The 16,611-nt window shown below is 64.5% G+C and carries 15 protein-coding genes and 1 pseudogene; 9 read left to right on the top strand and 7 right to left on the bottom strand.

Features of this window, described 5'->3' with window-relative positions; all coding sequences use genetic code 11:
• Window positions 1-119: 119 nt before the first annotated feature.
• On the bottom strand, window positions 120-1,277 hold the full coding sequence (locus P3C50_RS03005) for a PLP-dependent aminotransferase family protein (RefSeq protein ID WP_275544826.1): 1,158 nt from the start codon (window positions 1,275-1,277) through the stop codon (window positions 120-122).
• 83 nt (window positions 1,278-1,360) lie between these two features.
• On the opposite strand from P3C50_RS03005, the gene P3C50_RS03000 reads away from it, so the two are divergent.
• From P3C50_RS03000 to P3C50_RS02985, 4 genes are all read left to right on the top strand, one after another.
• On the top strand, window positions 1,361-1,870 hold the full coding sequence (locus tag P3C50_RS03000; RefSeq protein ID WP_275544825.1) for a MarR family winged helix-turn-helix transcriptional regulator: 510 nt from the start codon (window positions 1,361-1,363) through the stop codon (window positions 1,868-1,870).
• A 220-nt stretch (window positions 1,871-2,090) separates the two neighbouring features.
• Complete coding sequence (locus P3C50_RS02995) at window positions 2,091-2,609, top strand: RNA polymerase sigma factor (protein WP_275544824.1); 519 nt, start codon at window positions 2,091-2,093, stop codon at window positions 2,607-2,609.
• Complete coding sequence (locus P3C50_RS02990) at window positions 2,606-3,565, top strand: FecR domain-containing protein (protein WP_275544823.1); 960 nt, start codon at window positions 2,606-2,608, stop codon at window positions 3,563-3,565. Before P3C50_RS02995 ends, P3C50_RS02990 begins: the two co-directional genes overlap by 4 nt.
• Before the next feature lie 80 nt (window positions 3,566-3,645).
• Entirely contained in the window at window positions 3,646-6,051 is a 2,406-nt protein-coding gene (locus tag P3C50_RS02985) for a TonB-dependent siderophore receptor (protein WP_275544822.1), read from the top strand.
• 53 nt (window positions 6,052-6,104) lie between these two features.
• Here P3C50_RS02985 and P3C50_RS02980 read toward each other — a convergent pair whose 3' ends face one another.
• Window positions 6,105-6,752, bottom strand: a complete 648-nt coding sequence (locus P3C50_RS02980; RefSeq protein ID WP_275544821.1) for a hypothetical protein — start codon at window positions 6,750-6,752, stop codon at window positions 6,105-6,107.
• Window positions 6,753-6,896: 144 nt separating this feature from the next.
• Here P3C50_RS02980 and P3C50_RS02975 point away from each other — a divergent pair, with 144 nt between their 5' ends.
• Together P3C50_RS02975 and P3C50_RS02970 are read left to right on the top strand one after the other, a co-directional pair.
• Window positions 6,897-7,508: a LysE family translocator gene (locus P3C50_RS02975; protein WP_275544820.1), complete on the top strand. Its 612-nt coding sequence runs from the start codon at window positions 6,897-6,899 to the stop codon at window positions 7,506-7,508.
• Complete coding sequence (locus tag P3C50_RS02970) at window positions 7,508-8,698, top strand: benzoate/H(+) symporter BenE family transporter (RefSeq protein WP_275544819.1); 1,191 nt, start codon at window positions 7,508-7,510, stop codon at window positions 8,696-8,698. Before P3C50_RS02975 ends, P3C50_RS02970 begins: the two co-directional genes overlap by 1 nt.
• A gap of 138 nt (window positions 8,699-8,836) precedes the next feature.
• Here P3C50_RS02970 and P3C50_RS02965 read toward each other — a convergent pair whose 3' ends face one another.
• The 5 genes and pseudogenes from P3C50_RS02965 to P3C50_RS02945 form a co-directional block, all read right to left on the bottom strand.
• Window positions 8,837-9,742 carry a bile acid:sodium symporter family protein gene (locus P3C50_RS02965; RefSeq protein WP_275544818.1) on the bottom strand — a complete coding sequence of 302 codons (906 nt, stop codon included), beginning with the start codon at window positions 9,740-9,742 and terminating at the stop codon, window positions 8,837-8,839.
• 111 nt (window positions 9,743-9,853) lie between these two features.
• Window positions 9,854-10,614, bottom strand: a pseudogene (locus P3C50_RS02960) (SDR family oxidoreductase).
• 218 nt (window positions 10,615-10,832) lie between these two features.
• Complete coding sequence (pyrF, locus tag P3C50_RS02955; protein ID WP_275544817.1) at window positions 10,833-11,534, bottom strand: orotidine-5'-phosphate decarboxylase; 702 nt, start codon at window positions 11,532-11,534, stop codon at window positions 10,833-10,835.
• Window positions 11,535-11,769: 235 nt separating this feature from the next.
• On the bottom strand, window positions 11,770-12,687 hold the full coding sequence (locus P3C50_RS02950) for a response regulator (RefSeq protein ID WP_275545336.1): 918 nt from the start codon (window positions 12,685-12,687) through the stop codon (window positions 11,770-11,772).
• A complete protein-coding gene (locus P3C50_RS02945; protein ID WP_275545335.1) occupies window positions 12,684-13,958 on the bottom strand; it encodes a sensor histidine kinase in 1,275 nt (424 codons plus the stop codon). The genes P3C50_RS02950 and P3C50_RS02945 overlap by 4 nt, the downstream gene beginning before the upstream one ends.
• Window positions 13,959-14,218: 260 nt before the next feature.
• Here P3C50_RS02945 and P3C50_RS02940 point away from each other — a divergent pair, with 260 nt between their 5' ends.
• From P3C50_RS02940 to P3C50_RS02930, 3 genes are read left to right on the top strand one after another with little or no spacing between them, the layout of a single operon-like run.
• Complete coding sequence (locus P3C50_RS02940; RefSeq protein ID WP_275544816.1) at window positions 14,219-15,613, top strand: ethanolamine ammonia-lyase subunit EutB; 1,395 nt, start codon at window positions 14,219-14,221, stop codon at window positions 15,611-15,613.
• Complete coding sequence (gene eutC, locus P3C50_RS02935; protein WP_275544815.1) at window positions 15,613-16,377, top strand: ethanolamine ammonia-lyase subunit EutC; 765 nt, start codon at window positions 15,613-15,615, stop codon at window positions 16,375-16,377. Before P3C50_RS02940 ends, eutC begins: the two co-directional genes overlap by 1 nt.
• Window positions 16,378-16,432: 55 nt before the next feature.
• Complete coding sequence (locus P3C50_RS02930; protein WP_161865283.1) at window positions 16,433-16,606, top strand: DUF2897 family protein; 174 nt, start codon at window positions 16,433-16,435, stop codon at window positions 16,604-16,606.
• Window positions 16,607-16,611 lie beyond the last annotated feature (5 nt).

Raw genomic sequence — 16,611 nt, 5'->3', positions numbered from 1 at the left:
GCGTTGCCCTCCCATCAATCCTCGCGGCAATCACCCTGCTTTTGTAGAAGCGGCTGGGCGGCATTCCGCTTCAGCCGCGAATTTCGCGGATAAATCCGCTCCTACAGGGAAATATCCAATCACGCACTCTGCGCATCGCGGATCACCGCCGCCAGCCGGCGCAGCCCCTCGCCCAGACGCTCCGGCGCCACATGACTGAAGTTCAGTCGCAGGTGGCCGGGGTTGGCATCCGGGTCGATGAAGAACGGCTCGCCCGGCATGAAGGCGACGTTCTGCGCCAACGCGGCGTCGAGCAGCGTGCGGGTGTCCAGCGGCTGCTTCAGGGTCAGCCAGAAGAACAGGCCGCCCTGCGGGATTTCCCACGAGGCCAGATCGCCGAAGTGCTCCTGCAGCGCCGCCTGCATGGCGTCGCGGCGAATGCGGTAGAAATCGCGCAGCTCGGCCAGGTGGCCGCGGTACTGCTCGCTACCCAGCCACTGCAGCGCCTGCCATTGGCCGATGCGGTTGGTGTGCAGGTCGGCCGACTGTTTCAGACGCAGCAGGTGCGGGTACAGATCCCTGGTGGCGATCAGGTAGCCGACGCGCAGGCCCGGCAGCAAGGTCTTGGACACGGTGCCGGTGTAGATCCAGCTGGCCCTCTGCAGGCGGCTGACGATGGGCGTGGCGCTCCCTTCATCGAATACCAGCTCGCGGTACGGCTCGTCTTCGATCAGGGTCACGCCGAACTCGTCGAGCAGCGCCGCTACCGCTTCGCGCTTGGCTTCGCTGTAACGGGTGCCGGACGGATTCTGAAAGGTAGGGATCAGGTAGGCGAAGGCCGGCTTGTGGTTTTCCAGACGCTGGCGCAGCGCAGCCAGCTCGGGGCCGTCGGCCTCCTGCGGCACGCTGATGCAATCGGCGCCGAGCAGCTGGAAGGCCTGCAGGGCCGCCAGATAGGTCGGCGCTTCGAGCAATACTTCGGTACCCGGATCGATGAACAGCTTGGAGGCCAGGTCCAGGGTCTGCTGCGAGCCGCTGACGATCAACACCTGGCTGGCATCGCAGGGCACGCCCAGCGCACGTGCCTCGGCGGCGATGGCTTCACGCAACGCCGGCTCACCTTCGCTCATACCGTACTGGCCCATGCTCGCCGGCATCTCGGCCCAGTCCACCTTGGGCAGCATCGGCTCGGCCGGCAGGCCGCCAGCGAACGACATCACCTCCGGACGCTGCGCCGCGGCAAGAATTTCACGGATCAGGGAGCTTTTCAGGCGGGCGATGCGTTCGGAGAAGGCCATGGGATGTCCTGGGGTGCAAAAGTCGTTGGAATTAAGTCAAACTGCTTGACCGAAACTACGCCGCCAACCCGAGATACGTCAATATGACTGACCTAAAAAATTTCCCCGAGAAGTTTTTAGCCCCATCCGCCGAGGGCGCGCAAGGTGGCCGTCATGGCGCGCAGGTCATCAAGAACGCCGCGGCTCAGCAGGCTGCCATGGAAGCCTTCTTCTTCGGCTATCAGGCTTTCACCGCCAAGCCCGACGAAATGCTCGCCAAACGCGGCCTGTCACGCGTGCATCACCGCATCCTGTTCTTTATTGCCAAGTATCCGGGGCTGAACATGAGCGAACTGCTGGGTTACCTGGGCGTGAGCAAGCAAGCGTTGAACATGCCGCTGCGCCAATTGATCGAGATGGACATGGTGCAGAGCGAAGCGGCCGCGGACGACAAGCGCAAGCGCCTGCTCGGCTTGAGCGCTGAAGGCGCCAAGCTGGAACAGGCCCTGCGCCGCGAACAGGCGCGCCTGTTGCAGCGCGTATTCGGCGAGATGGGCGAAGACGCCGTACGCGGTTGGCTGGATGTCAATCACGCCCTGGCTCGCGGTCGTTAGGAAGGCACCTGAGCATCGTCGTCACAAGCCCCCCGTAGGAGCGAGCTCTGCTCGCGAACCCTCTTATTCGCGAGCAGAGCTCGCTCCTACGGATTCAGCCCGCCTTTTCGTTCCCCTTCACCACCGGTCATGCCACACCAACGCGTGATTGCACGCTGACACGACCTCTGCAATCATATGCGAATCATTATCACCTTAACTTAGATGTCGCGAGGTGCGCGTGTCGGTTCAGGATTCCAGCAATCAGCAGCTGGTCGGTCTGCTTTATCGCGACCATCGTGACTGGCTGTTCGGCTGGCTGCGCAGAAGCCTGAATTGTGCGCAGCGCGCCGAAGACCTGAGCCAGGACACCTTCGTTCGCCTGCTCGCTCGTGCTGACCTGCACACCCCACGCGAGCCCAGGGCCCTGCTTACCACCATCGCCAAAGGCCTGATGGTCGACCAGTTCCGCCGCAGCGCGCTGGAGCGCGCCTATCTGGAGGAACTCGCGCAAGCTCCCGAATCCGTGCAGCCGAGCCCGGAGGAACAAACCCTGGCACTGGAACAGCTGGCCGAGATCGACCGCCTGCTCGGACAGCTGTCGAGCAAGGCACGCGCGGCTTTCCTCTATAACCGCCTGGATGGTCTGGGCCACGCCGAGATCGCCGAGCGCCTGGGTGTGTCCGTCTCACGCGTGCGCCAGTACCTCGCCCAGGGCCTGCGCCAGTGCTACATCGCACTGTACGGGGTGGCGCAGTGAACCAGGTTTCGGCGCGCGTACTCGATGAAGCCATCGCCTGGCAGCTGTGCCTCGACTCGGGGGAAGCCAGCGAGCAGCAACGTCACGATTTCGCCGACTGGCTCGCCGCTCACCCGGAGCATGGCCTGGTCTGGCGGCGCCTCGGCGGTATCGACCAGCAACTCTCCGCCGCCAGCGCCCCCATGGCACGGCGCGCCCTGCTGCAGAGCAGCGTCAATCGTCGACGCAGCCTGCGCCGGTTTGGCGGCAGCGCTTTGGGCGTGCTGCTGGCCGCAGGCATGACACTGACGTTGCTGGCTCAGCAGCGCCCGCTGGGTGATTACCTCGCCGACTACCATACCGCCAGCGGTGAGCAGCGCGACCTGTTGCTCGCCGACCGCAGCCAGATTCGCCTCAACAGCCGCAGCGCACTGGATATCGAGTTCGACGACAACGAACGACGCCTGCATCTGCGTAGCGGCGAGATCCTGATTCAGACGGCCAAGGGCGATGCCCGCCCCTTCGTCGTAGAAACGGATCAAGGGCGCCTGCGCGCACTGGGCACGCGCTTTCTGGTGCGACGCGACGGCGCCGCCACCGAGTTGATCGTATTGCAGTCGGCGGTCGCGGCCAGACCGCTGGCTGGCTCGCAGGAGCGCGTCATTCACAGCGGTGAACAGGTGCGCATGGACAGCCAGCGCCTCAGCGACAGCAGCCCCGCCCCCGTCGGCGCCGACGCCTGGAGCCGCGGCATGCTGGTGGCGGACAACCTGCCGCTGCAGAGCCTGATCGACCAGCTTGGCGAATACCGCAGCGGTTATCTGAGCCTCGACCCGAGCCTGGCCGGGCTGCGTATTAGCGGCAGCTTCCCGCTGCATGACAGTGACAAGGCGCTGGCAGCATTGGCATTGAGCCTGCCAGTACGGGCCGAGCAACTGGGCCCTTGGTGGACTCGCGTGGTGCCGGCGGAAAAATAATTTTTTCCGCCCCTGTCACTTTTCGTTTCTGCTTCGGCAGAAGGGCATTGAGATACATTAACTCTTAGGAGAGATTCGCAATGTCCTTCCGCCCTGTCCCGTTCCGCCATACGCTGTTGGCCCTGACCATCGCCTTCGCCGGCCATGCCGGGCTGGCTCATGCGGAGCCCTATCAGTTGCCGGCCGGCCCCTTGGCCGCCACGCTCAACCAGATCGCCAGCCAGGCCGGCGTGACATTGAGCATCGATCCTGCGCTGACCGAGGGCAAACGCTCGGCACCGGTCAGCGGTGACTACGAAGCCATCGAAGCGCTCAATCAGGCGCTGCGTGGCACCGGCCTGCAGCTGCAAGGTAGCGGCGGCGCTTACAGTCTGGTCCCGGCAGCAGACGCAGCAGTTGCGCTACCGGACGTGACCGTCACCGCCAGCGAGCAGGCCGCCGAAACGGCTTTGGGCCCGACCCGCAGCTACCTGGCCAACCGCACAGCGACCGGCACCAAAACCGACACACCGCTGCTGGAAACGCCGCGCTCGATCTCCGTCGCCACCCGCGAACAGATGCAGGACCGCAAGGTCCAGAACCTCGATGACGCCGTGCGCTACATGCCGGGCGTGATCGCCAGCAGCTACGGCAGCGACAGCCGCGCCGACTGGATGAAGATCCGCGGTTTCGAGCCGATCCAGATGCTCGACGGCCTGCCGCTGCCCAAGGGCAGCTACACCATGGCCAAGCTGGAAACCTGGAATCTGGAGCGTGTCGCCGTGCTGCGCGGCCCCGCCTCGGCTGTGTATGGCCAGACGCCGCCCGGTGGCCTGGTGGATGCCGTCAGCCGCCGCCCGCAGGCTGAAAGCAGCCATGAAGTACAGGTCCAGGTCGGTAACTACAACCACAAGCAGATCAGCTTCGACAGCACTGGCAAGATCGATGATGAAGGCCAGTTTCTCTACCGTTTCAGCGGCACCGGCCGTGACAGCGGCACCACCGTCGAACATATTGACGATCAGCGTTTCAATCTCGCGCCAAGCCTGACCTGGAATATCGCCGACGACACCAAGCTGACCTTCCTCGGTCAGTTCAACCGTGACGATACCGGCGGCACCAGCCAGTTCCTGCCCCTGCAAGGCACCAAGCTGGGCACGCCGGCCGGCAAGGTCGACTACCACAAGAACCTTGGCGACCCTGATTGGGAGTTCTACGACAAGACCTTCTATGCGCTGGGCTACGCCTTCGAGCACCGTATCAACGATATCTGGCAGTTCAATCAGAACCTGCGCTACAGCAAGCTCGAACTGGATAACCAGATCATCACGGCCGGCGGCTGGGCCACTGCAGTGGCTGACGACGGCACCGTTGCGCGCGGCGCCAACGTGTACGACGAAAACATCAGCCACTTCGCTGTGGACAACAACTTCCAGGCCGACTTCAACACGGGCGCAATCGGGCACACCTTGCTGCTCGGCGTGGACTATCTGCGCGTCGACACCGATTACCGCTGGCTGTATGGCACGGCGCCGAGTAGCAACATCGTTCGCCCGATCTATGGTCAGGACTTCAGCGGCGTCGCCTACACCGCCTACCAGGACTACAACCAGAAACGCCGCAACACCGGCCTCTATCTGCAGGACCAGATGTCCCTCGACGCCTGGCGCCTGACCCTGGGTGGCCGCTGGGATCGCCTGGACACCGACTCGGTATTCCACAACGCCAACGATGCCAAGGATAGCCGCCGCGACAGCCAATTCAGCGGTAACGCGGCGCTGAGCTACGTGTTCGAATCGGGCTTCACGCCTTATGTGTCCTATGCCGAATCCTTCCAGGCCGAAGCGGGCGGTAATAGCGGCGCAGCATTCAAACCCAGCACCGGCAAGCAGTACGAACTGGGCATCAAGTACCAACCTCCGGGCAGCGACATGCTGTTCACCGCCGCCGTCTATGACCTGACGCGGCAGAACATCGTCACCACCAACATCGCCGGTGCCACCGAGCCAGTAAGCGAGGTAGAAGTTCGTGGCCTGGAGCTGGAAGCTACCGGCAACATCACCGAGAACCTCAGCCTGACCGCGTCCTACAGCTACACCAACAGCAAGATGACCGAGGTCGGCGACCCACGCGACAAGAACCGCGCCCTGCCGCTGATCCCCGAGCATCAGGCGTCGATCTGGGCCGACTATGACTGGACACAGGGTGCGCTGGCGGGCTTCGGCATTGGTTTTGGCGCCCGCTTCGTCGGTTCCACAGACAATATTGCCGTTGGCAACCTGGGTTTCGTGCGTGACGCATCCGACGGCCACAGCAGCGCTTACACCGTCTACGACGCTGCGGTGCGCTACGACCTCGGCCAACTCGATGGCAGCTTGCGCGGCGCCAGCATCTCGCTGAACGCCAACAACCTGTTCGACAAGGAATACCTGGCCACCTGCGACGGTTTCTACTGCTACGCCGGCGACCCGCGCCGGGTTACGGCGAGCCTCGACTACAAGTGGTAATCGGCTGAAAACAGGAGCCGCCCAATGGGCGGCTCCTGTCATTTACGCCGCTGTCAGTCGGCAGCGCCGCGCAACTCGGCAGCGCCTTTGAAGAACACCCCCATCAGCGCCACTCCAGCGCCGAGCAACGGCAGCAGTGCCAGCAGCATCAACAACACGCTGGCCAACATCAGCCCGCCGACGATATCCAGCCAGGCCATCACCTTCAGTGACTGGTAGGGATATTCCAGTTTCAGCAAACGTATCCCCAGCCAGGTCGTACAGCTGCCCATCAGACACAGCAGCACCATATAGCTCAGCGTCTGCCAGTCCAGCCCGGCAAATAGCTGCTCGCCGAATAGCACATCAGCCAGCTCCAGCAACAGGGAAACGAGCAACACGGCCCATACCGGCGCGCTCAGATTGCGCGCTGCGAAGCGGGCCTCGGCAAAGGCCTTGAAGCGCAGCAGCAGATAGCAACCAAGCAGTACCAGCACCAGACCCAGCCAGTCGGTGTAGGCGAACAACAGCTCGGCCTCCTGCGCGTCCAGCAGCGCCCCGGCGAACAGCAGCGCGACCACCAGGGTATTGATCAGCACCGAGACCAGCGCCAGCCAGCCCAGTACCCGCAACTGCCTGGCACTCCAACCCGGCAACGCCTGGACCCCGGCCCCCTCGAGCAAGTCCGCCTGTGGCGCACGGTAAGGATTGTCCGGTTGCATCGCCTTTTATCCTTGTTCGGCCAAACCCCGAGGCTAACCACCTGCGCAACGCTTGACCAGACTGTATGGCCCAACCCAGCCATGGCTGTACCGCGACGCCGCTGCGGTGGCGCAATAGGCTTTGCCAGTCCCCGGAGAACGACCATGTCCACCGAACTGCTGCTCGCCTTCATTGCCTTCGCCTTCGTCACCTCTGTGACGCCCGGCCCCAACAACATGATGCTGCTCGCCTCCGGCGTGAACTTCGGCGTACGCCGCAGCATTCCGCACATGCTCGGCATCAGCCTCGGCTTCATGCTGCTGGTGGCGGCCGTGGGTCTGGGTCTTGGCCAGGTCTTCCAGCGCCTGCCGGTGCTGCACGATGTGCTGCGCTATGTCGGCGCTGCGTATCTGCTCTACCTGGCCTGGAAGATCGCCCAGTCCGGCGCGCCGCAAAGCCGCGAGAATCCCGAGGCAAAGCCGTTCACCTTCATCCAGGCTGCCGCCTTTCAGTGGGTGAACCCGAAGGCGTGGATCATGGCCATCGGTGCCATTACCACCTACACACCGCAAGATGGCTTCTTCAGCAACGTGTTGCTGATCGCGGCCCTGTTCGCCCTGGTCAACTGCCCCAGCGTGGGCTTATGGACCATCGCCGGTAGCCTGCTGCGCAAATGGCTGAACAACCCGCGCGCGCTGCGCGCCTTCAACATCGGCATGGCGCTGCTGCTGGTCGCCTCGCTCTATCCCATCATCGTCGACACTGGAATGTTCTGATGCAAGACGCCGCCCCTACCCGCCTGCGCCCACTGGCGGACACCTCCACCTCGGCCGTGGTCGCTGGCTTCATCGCCATGCTCACCGGCTATACCAGCTCTCTGGTGCTGATGTTCCAGGCCGGCCAGGCTGCCGGCCTTACTGCCGGGCAGATTTCCTCGTGGATCTGGGCGCTGTCGATCGGCATGGCGCTGTGCTGCATCGTGCTCTCGCTGCGCTATCGCGCGCCTGTGATGATCGCCTGGTCCACCCCGGGCGCCGCGCTGTTGATCACCAGCCTGCCGGAAGTTTCCTATGGCCAGGCGATTGGCGCCTATATCCTGGCCTCAGGCCTGATCGTGCTGATCGGCCTGACCGGTACCTTCGACCGCCTGATGCGCCGCATCCCGGCCTCCATCGCCGCCGCCCTGCTGGCCGGCGTGCTGTTCAAGATCGGCCTGGAAATCTGCGTGGCCGCCGAACAGCAGCCGATTCTGGTGGTCGCCATGCTGCTCGCCTACCTGCTCGGCAAACGCCTGTGGCCGCGCTACTCGGTGCTTTGTGCGCTGATCGTCGGCAGCGTGCTGGCCGCGGTCTTCGGTCTGCTGGATTTCAGCGATTTCCAGCTGCAACTGGCAACACCCGAATGGACGACGCCCAGCTTCTCCCTGGCCGCGGCGATCAGCATCGGCATCCCGCTGTTCATCGTCGCCATGGCCTCGCAGAACCTGCCGGGCATGGCCGTACTGCGTGCCAATGGCTATGACGTGCCGGCCTCGCCGCTGCTGACCAGCACCGGCCTGGTGTCGATTCTGATGGCGCCGTTCGGCAGCCACGGGATTCACATGGCTGCCATCAGCGCCGCCATCTGCGCCGGCCCGGAGGCTCATGAAGACCCGCGCAAGCGCTACACCGCTGCGGTCTGGTGCGGGGTGTTCTACGCCATCGCCGGCACCTTTGGCGCCGCCCTGGCCTCGCTGTTCGCCGCGCTGCCGGCAGCGCTGATCCTGTCCATCGCCGCGCTGGCACTCTTCGCCTCGATCATTGGCGGCCTGACCCAGGCCATGAGCGAGCCCAACGAGCGCGAAGCGGCGCTGATCACGTTCCTGGTCACCGCTTCCGGCATGACTCTGGCCGGAGTCGGCTCGGCGTTCTGGGGTATCGTCGCCGGCCTGCTGACGCTGGCCGTGCTGAACTGGGGCAAGCGGTAGATTCTCTGTAGCCGGATGCAATCCGGGAACGCTCTGCCAGGCCGCCCCGGATTGCATCCGGGCTACGGTTTCCGTCGAAAGTGGGAGGGGCTTTAGCCGCGATCATCGCAGGCAAAGCCTCTCTCACTCTCGCTGGCTCTAGGCCCTCTCCCCTGGCCCTACTACCGGCTCGGCCAGTTCGGCGCCATGCACACGATTGACCCACAAGCCGAACAACGCCGCCGTGATGAACATGATCAGGCTGTAGATGGCTGCCGGAATCGCCATGGTCGGGTTGTTCAGCAGCGCCGGGCTCAGCGCCAGGGCGATGGCCAGCGTGCCATTGTGAATGCCGATTTCCATGGCGATGGCGATCGCCTGACGCAGGTTGAGCTTGAGCAAGCGCGGCACGCAGTAACCCACCGCCATGCTCAGCAGATTGAAGGCCAGCGCCGCACCGCCCACCGAAGGCGCATAGTCGACGAAGGTGCGCCAGTCCTTGGCCGCCGCCAAGAGGATGATCAGCAGCAGGAACAGCGCCGAGATGATCTTCACCGGCTTCTGCATGCGCTCGGCGAACGCAGGGAAACGGCTGCGCAACCACATGCCGATCGCCACCGGGCCGAGGACGATGATGAACACCTGCACCACCTTGGCGAACTGCAGCGGGATGGCCTGATCGGCGGACATGAAGTACGCCAGCGACAGGTTGACGATCAGCGGCATTGTCAGAATCGCGATCACCGAATTGACCGCGGTGAGGGTGATGTTCAGCGCCACGTCGCCATGGGCCAGGTGGCTATAGAGATTCGCCGTGGTGCCGCCCGGCGAAGCCGCCAGCAGCATCAGGCCGACGGCCAACGCCGGTGCCAGGCCGAACGCCTTGGCCAGGAAGAAGCAGGCCAGCGGCAACAGCAGCAACTGACAGGCCAGGCCGATCAGCACCGGCTTGGGGAATTTGGCCACGCGGGCGAAGTCAGCCAGGCTCAGCGACAGGCCAAGCCCGAGCATGATGATGCCCAGCGCAGCGGGAAGGAAAAACGTCAGCAAGGGATCGGCGGTCATTATTGTTATCGCTCCAGTTGAACCTGGCAGGATTTTGCGCAGTCAGGCCACCACTGACAGTGGCCCTGCGTGCCAACCTTAGCCTGCTTGCAGACTACCGGGCTAGAGCCATCAGATTGCGGTAGCGCCGCCATCGACCGCCAACGCATGGCCGGTGGTGAACGCGGCATGGTCGCTGCAGAGGTAGAGCACCGCGGCGGCGATTTCCTCGACCTTGCCGATGCGCCCGACCGGGTGCATGGCGGCGGCGAACTCGGCTTTCTTCGGATCGGCTTCATAGGCGCGGCGGAACATATCGGTGTCGATCACCGCCGGGCACACCGCGTTAACGCGGACTTTCTTCTTCGCGTATTCCACCGCCGCAGATTTGGTCAGGCCGATCACCGCATGCTTGGATGCTGCATAGATGCTCATCTTCGGCGCCGCCCCGAGACCGGCTACCGATGCGGTATTGACGATTGCACCACCGCCCTGGGCCAGTAGCAGCGGAATCTGGTGCTTCATGCACAACCACACGCCCTTGACGTTGACGCCCATGATCGCGTCGAACTCGGCCTCGTTGCCATCGGCCAGCTTGCCCTGCTCGATCTCGATGCCGGCGTTATTGAATGCGTAGTCGAGGCGGCCATACTGTGCCACGGTGGCGTCCAACAGCGCCTGACCTCGGCGTCGCGGGTCACGTCGCAGCGCACGAAGCAGGCCTCGCCACCGGCCGCGTGAATAAGCTCGACGGTGCCCTCACCGCCTGCCACATCCACGTCGGAAACCACCACCTTCAGCCCTTCGGCGGCGAATGCCTGGGCCGTGGCACGGCCAATGCCGGCGGCACCGCCGGTGACCAAGGCGACCAAGCCGGAGAACGTCATGCTCATGTCTGCTTCCTCGCAGCGATTCGTGTTGAATTGGCGAGGAGTCTAGCCAGCAAGCCAGACGGCGAGCAGCACTATTAGACTCTAGAGTGGTGGGTCATGCAGGGCACTGATGGCGACTCCACCAGCGCGGCGCTGCGATCAGCGGACAGCCCGGATCAAATCCGGTAAAGATCGGACGGCGTGCCAGGCCGCCCTGGATCTCATCCAGGCTACAGGGCTCAGGCGCGCAGTTCTGCGACCACAGCAGCCAAGGCCTGCGCCGGATCGGCGGCCTGACTGATCGGGCGACCGATCACCAGGTAATCGGAGCCGGCCTCCAGCGCCTGGCTCGGGGTGAGGATGCGCTTCTGGTCGTCGGCGCTGCTGCCGGCAGGGCGGATGCCCGGGGTCACCAGTTGCAGGCGCGGCTGCGCGACCTTCAGCGCGCGGGCCTCCTGCGCCGAGCAGACCAGGCCATCGAGCCCGGCCTCGGCGGCCAGACCGGCCAGGCGCAGCACCTGTTCCTGCGGCGGCACGTCGAGACCGATGCCGGCCAGATCCTGCTGTTCCATGCTGGTCAGCACCGTCACTCCGATCAGCAGCGGCTTGGCACCCGCCAGCTTGTCCAGCTCGTTACGACAGGCCGCCATCATGCGCAGACCACCGGAACAGTGCACGTTCACCATCCACACACCCATTTCCGCCGCGGCCTTGACCGCCATGGCCGTAGTGTTGGGAATGTCGTGGAATTTCAGATCAAGAAACAGCTCGAAACCCTTGGCCTGCAGCGCCTCGACCACCTGCGGCCCGCTGCGGGTGAACAGCTCCTTGCCGACCTTGACCCGGCACAGCGCCGGGTCGAGCTGATCGGCCAGGGCCAGAGCGGCATCCTGGCTGGGAAAGTCGAGGGCGACGATGATCGGAGTTTGGCAGGCGGGCATGGGCAAGTCTCGGACAGATGAAAAAACGCCGCGCATTGTAGCGCAAAGCTCGCCGGCACTGGTCGCGGCTGAAGCCCTGCCATCAGCAGCCCGTAGCCCGGATGCGATCCGGGGTGTTGGCTTCGGCACAAAGGCATCGCGGCTGAAGCGGAGTGCCGCCCAGCCGCTCCTACAGATAGCCACAGCCTCGTAGGAGCGGCTTCAGCCGCGAAAACGCTTAAGGGCAGCCAGCCGATCAGGCAATCAGACGCTCACGCAGGCGCCCGAGCATGCCCATCAGGCTGCCCACCTTCTCCTGTTCGCGCTCGTCACGCGGCACCTCGGCCAGGCGGGTGACCAGCTGTTGCGGCTGCGCGCGCCAGATCAGGGCCTGCTCGGCAGCGGCCTTGAGGCCCTTCTCGAACAGACCACGGCGAACCGGCTTGGGCAGATAGCGGAAGATTTGCGCCTCGTTGACCAGGCGTAGCAGCGCCTGGGTATCCTGAAAGGACGTGACCACCAGGCTGAGCAGGCGTGGATGGGCTTGCGCCAGGGTCTTGAGCAGCGGCGCGGTATCTTCGCCGGCCAGTATCAGGTCGCTGACCAACATGTCCACGCGCTCGTTGTTAAGCTGCAGCATGGCCTCGGCCAGGTTGCGCGCACGCAGCAGGCGATGCCCGCCCGCGACACAGAAGTCGCCGACGACGCCGAGCGTATCCGGCTCGTCGTCGAGCAACAGCAGAGTCAGCGGCGCGCTCAGTTGCTCGCTGGCGACGGTTTGCAGCGGCTGCGCCTGGCGCACGGCCAGTTCAGCCGCCTGGCGCAGGGTGAAGGCCATTTCCTGCTGATCCCAGGGCTTGGTCAGGTAGCGGAAGATGCCGCCGTTGTTCAACGCCTCCACCGCGGCATCCAGATCGGAATAACCGGTCAGCAGAATGCGCAAGGTGTTCGGCGCGATCTCGCGCGCTTCGGCGAGCAGCTGCGCCCCGCTCATCTGCGGCATGCGCTGATCGCTGACCAGCACGTGAATCTGCTCCTCGCGCAGGCGCTGCAACGCGCGCAGCGGGTCGCTTTCGGTCAGCACCTCGTAATGGCGGCGAAACTGCAGGGCGAGACTGCGCAGAATGCGCTCCTCGTCGTCGACGAACATGATGCGAACGGGTGCAGACATCAGGCGCTCCTTTTCATGGCGACGGTGGCGGGCAGTGGCAGGCTGATGAGAAAGCGCGTGCCTCGCCCTGGCTCGGAGGCAACGCGAATCTGGCCGCCATGGTCCTGGACGATCTTGTAGCTGATGGATAAACCCAGGCCGGTGCCCTGGCCGACCGGTTTGGTGGTGAAGAAAGGGTCGAAAATCTTTGCCATGACCTCGGGCGGCATGCCACGGCCGTTGTCCTGCAGCGAGATGTGAATGCCCTGGGCATTGGCCCAGCTGCGAATCTGGATGCGCCCCATGCCATCGATGGCCTGGGCGGCGTTGGTCAGCAAGTTGAGTAGCACCTGGTTGATCTGCGATGGCGCGCAGGCGATACGCGGCAGCTCACCCAGTTGCTGCACAACTTCGGCCTTGTCCTTGATGTTATTGCGAGCGATCAGCAGCGCGCTGCGGATGCAGTCGTTGAGGTCGACTTCCTCGCTCATGGCGCGATCGAGACGGGCGAAATCCTTGAGACCGACCACCAGTTCGGCGATCTGCTCCAGGCCGTAAAGGGTGTCGCCATACAGCTGCTGCAGGTCCTCGGCGAGCAGCTCCGGCGCGGCCTGTTGGCGAGCCTGCTCGGCAGCCTGCAATGCCTGAGCAAGGCTCGCCTCGTCACAATCGGGGTCGCTCAGGCATTGGCCCAGCCGCGCCTGGGCGGCGGCCAGTTCGAACAGCGGCTCGCTCAGCTCGCGCAGCAATTGCACGTTGTTCTTCACGTAGCCCAGCGGCGTGTTCAGTTCATGGGCGACACCGGCGACCATCTGCCCGAGCGATGCCATCTTTTCCGACTGCAGCAGCTGCGCCTGGGATTCCTTGAGGTCCACCAGTGCCTGGCGCAGCACGCGGTTGCGCTGAGCAACGCGCGCCTCCATGGCTTTGAGCAGGTCCAGTACCGTGCCCAGACCGCAGTACTCGCCCTGAGCATTAATCAGGATGAAGTCCTCGGTGATCGGATACTGCAGCTGGGCGGTGACCTGCTTGGAAGCCTCCTCCAGGTTTGCTTCGAGGCTGACGATCAGCGGTGCGGTATTCATCACGTCGCCAACCGGGTGACGGCCGCGCAGATCGCGTCCGAAGCGCTGCATGAAGATGTCCTGCAGCGTGACACGGCTGACCAGGCCAAGCGGCCGGTTGTTTCCGTCCACTATCGGCAGAGACAGGAAAGCGCGATGTTCGGCCGCCAGGAACAAGTCGGCGACCTCGTTGATACTGGTCGATGCGGCTAGCGGGTTGACGTCCCGCATCAGCGATTGCAGCGCTCTGGCATGGGTCACGAACGGCCTCCCCGTGCGTTCGGAAAGCCATCATTCAAACAGTGCCAGGTTGCCATCATGTGACAGCCATCACACGCGGATGCGCCAGGTGGGTGCATCGAGCCCTCCTCTGCACCCTTTTCATTCACCGGCGACGACCGGCACGCGCCAGAGGCTGTGCGCACTCGGCAATCCGGCCCTGGCATGAGCGCTGCACGGCAAGCACATCCTTTTCGCCACGGGTTGCAGCCATGCCCTACCAGACCACCATCGGCAGCCTGGTCTACCGTTTCGCCGACCTCAAGACGCTGCTGGCCAAGGCCAGCCCGGCGCGCTCCGGCGACTACCTGGCCGGGCTCGCTGCCGCCACCTATGAAGAGCGCATGGCGGCCAAGCTGGCGCTGGCCGATGTGCCGCTCAAGCGTTTTCTCGACGAGGCACTGATTCCCTACGAGCAGGACGAAGTCACCCGCCTGATCATCGACCGCCATGACGCCGCCGCATTCGCCCCGATCAGCCACCTTACGGTCGGCGACCTGCGCGACTGGCTGCTGCTGGAGAGGACCGACAGCGCGCGACTGGCCGCAGTGGCCACCGGGCTGACACCGGAGATGGTCGCGGCGGTGAGCAAGCTGATGCGCAATCAGGATCTGATCCTGGTGGCGCGCAAATGCCGGGTGATCAGCCGCTTTCGCAACACCCTGGGCCTGCCCGGGCACCTTGCCGTGCGCCTGCAGCCCAATCATCCCACCGACGACGTGCGCGGCATCGCCGCCAGTATGCTCGACGGCCTGCTCTATGGCTCCGGCGACGCCACGGTCGGCATCAATCCGGCCAGCGATTCGCTGCCAACGCTGATGCGCCTGTGGCAGATGATGGACGAGGTACGCCAGCACTTCGAGATTCCCATGCAGAGCTGCGTGCTCACCCATGTCACCACGCAGATCCAGGCCATCGAGGCCGGCGCGCCGATCGATCTGGTGTTCCAGTCCATCGCCGGCACCGAGGCCGCCAACGCCGGCTTCGGCGTCTCCCTGGCGATCCTGCACGAGGCCCACGAGGCCGCACTGTCGTTGGGACGCGGCACTTTGGGTGATAACGTCATGTATTTCGAAACCGGCCAGGGCAGCGCGTTGTCGGCCGGCGGCCACCATGGCGTCGACCAGCAGACCTGCGAGGCGCGCGCCTACGCCGTGGCCCGCGAATTTCGCCCGCTGCTGGTCAACACCGTGGTCGGTTTCATCGGCCCGGAATACCTCTACGACGGCAAGCAGATCATCCGCGCCGGGCTGGAGGATCACTTCTGCGCCAAGCTGCTCGGCCTGCCGATGGGTTGCGACGTCTGTTACACCAACCACGCCGAAGCCGATCAGGACGACATGGACAGCCTGCTCACCCTGCTCGGCGCGGCCGGTATCAACTTCATCATGGGCATCCCGGGCGCCGACGACATCATGCTCAATTATCAGAGCACCTCGTTCCACGATGCGCTGTACCTGCGCAGCGTGCTGGGCCTGAAACGCGCCCCGGAGTTCGATGCCTGGCTGGCGCGCATGGCCATTACCGAACCGACCGGCCGCCTGCGCGACATCGGCCGCGGCCACCACCTGCTCAAGCAACTGCCGCATATCTCGGGAGCCGCGTGATGACCGACGACCTGATCCAGCACAATCCCTGGGACGAATTGCGCGCGCACACCTCGGCGCGCATCGCCCTCGGCCGCGTCGGCTGCAGCCTGCCCACTCGCGAGGTGCTCAAGTTCGGCCTGGCCCACGCCCAGGCGCGCGACGCCGTGCATCGCCCGCTGGACTTCGCCGAGCTCAGGCATCAGTTGCACACAGCCGGTTTTCGCGCGCTGAAAGTGCGTAGCAACGCCGAAGACCGGCAGACCTACCTGCTGCGACCGGATCATGGCCGCCACCTGCACGGCGACTGCCAGGTGCAACTGCAACACGAACTGCCTGCGCCAGAAATCGCCATCGTGCTGGCCGACGGTCTGTCGGCCATCGCCGTACAACGCCATGCCCTGCTGTTGCTGCAGGCCTTTCGCGATCGCTTCGCTACCGACTGGGCCAACACTCCCGTGGTGCTGGCCGAGCAAGGGCGCGTGGCGATTGGCGACGGTATCGGTGAAGCGCTACGCGCCCGCCTGGTGATCGTGATGATTGGCGAACGCCCGGGCCTGACCTCACCGGACAGCCTGGGCCTGTACCTGACCTACGCGCCGCGGCTGGGCTGCCCGGACAGCGCACGCAACTGCATCTCCAACGTGCGCCCGGAAGGTCTGCCCTACGAGCTGGCCGCGCACAAGCTCGACTACCTGGCGCGCCAGGCGCTACGGCTGCAACTGAGCGGCGTGCGGCTCAAGGACGAGAGCACCCTGCAAGCCGTGGCACTACAGGCCAACTGACAAGTCTCCGAACGCGGGGTATGGTGAAGGCTCAATTCCCCCGTGAGGACTCGTCATGCCCTGGTACGTCTGGCTGTTGCTGGTACTGGTCTTCGGCTCGGTGATCGGTAGTCTGCTGGTGCTGCGCAGCAGCGCCAAGAAGATGCGCCTGAGCGAGGACCAGCTCGAACGCATGCGTAAACGCGCCATCGAGCAAGAAGCCAAGGACGCGCGCGAGCGCCAGCGTTAGGCGCG

The organism is Pseudomonas sp. Marseille-Q0931, assembly GCF_940789645.1.
Lineage (GTDB): Bacteria > Pseudomonadota > Gammaproteobacteria > Pseudomonadales > Pseudomonadaceae > Aquipseudomonas.
The sequence above is the reverse complement of the archived record's forward strand: the minus strand, read 5'-3'. Positions and strand labels throughout refer to the sequence as shown.

What these genes read in the sequence shown, in the direction of transcription:
- P3C50_RS02970 (WP_275544819.1), top strand. Translation starts at nt 7,508, where the DNA reads ATGCAAGACGCCGCCCCTACCCGCCTGCGCCCACTGGCGGACACCTCC.
- P3C50_RS03000 (WP_275544825.1), top strand. Translation starts at nt 1,361, where the DNA reads ATGACTGACCTAAAAAATTTCCCCGAGAAGTTTTTAGCCCCATCCGCC.
- P3C50_RS02985 (WP_275544822.1), top strand. Translation starts at nt 3,646, where the DNA reads ATGTCCTTCCGCCCTGTCCCGTTCCGCCATACGCTGTTGGCCCTGACC.
- P3C50_RS02945 (WP_275545335.1), bottom strand. Translation starts at nt 13,958, where the DNA reads ATGCGGGACGTCAACCCGCTAGCCGCATCGACCAGTATCAACGAGGTC.
- P3C50_RS02965 (WP_275544818.1), bottom strand. Translation starts at nt 9,742, where the DNA reads ATGACCGCCGATCCCTTGCTGACGTTTTTCCTTCCCGCTGCGCTGGGC.
- P3C50_RS02980 (WP_275544821.1), bottom strand. Translation starts at nt 6,752, where the DNA reads ATGCAACCGGACAATCCTTACCGTGCGCCACAGGCGGACTTGCTCGAG.
- eutC (WP_275544815.1), top strand. Translation starts at nt 15,613, where the DNA reads ATGACCGACGACCTGATCCAGCACAATCCCTGGGACGAATTGCGCGCG.
- P3C50_RS02975 (WP_275544820.1), top strand. Translation starts at nt 6,897, where the DNA reads ATGTCCACCGAACTGCTGCTCGCCTTCATTGCCTTCGCCTTCGTCACC.
- P3C50_RS02930 (WP_161865283.1), top strand. Translation starts at nt 16,433, where the DNA reads ATGCCCTGGTACGTCTGGCTGTTGCTGGTACTGGTCTTCGGCTCGGTG.
- pyrF (WP_275544817.1), bottom strand. Translation starts at nt 11,534, where the DNA reads ATGCCCGCCTGCCAAACTCCGATCATCGTCGCCCTCGACTTTCCCAGC.
- P3C50_RS03005 (WP_275544826.1), bottom strand. Translation starts at nt 1,277, where the DNA reads ATGGCCTTCTCCGAACGCATCGCCCGCCTGAAAAGCTCCCTGATCCGT.
- P3C50_RS02940 (WP_275544816.1), top strand. Translation starts at nt 14,219, where the DNA reads ATGCCCTACCAGACCACCATCGGCAGCCTGGTCTACCGTTTCGCCGAC.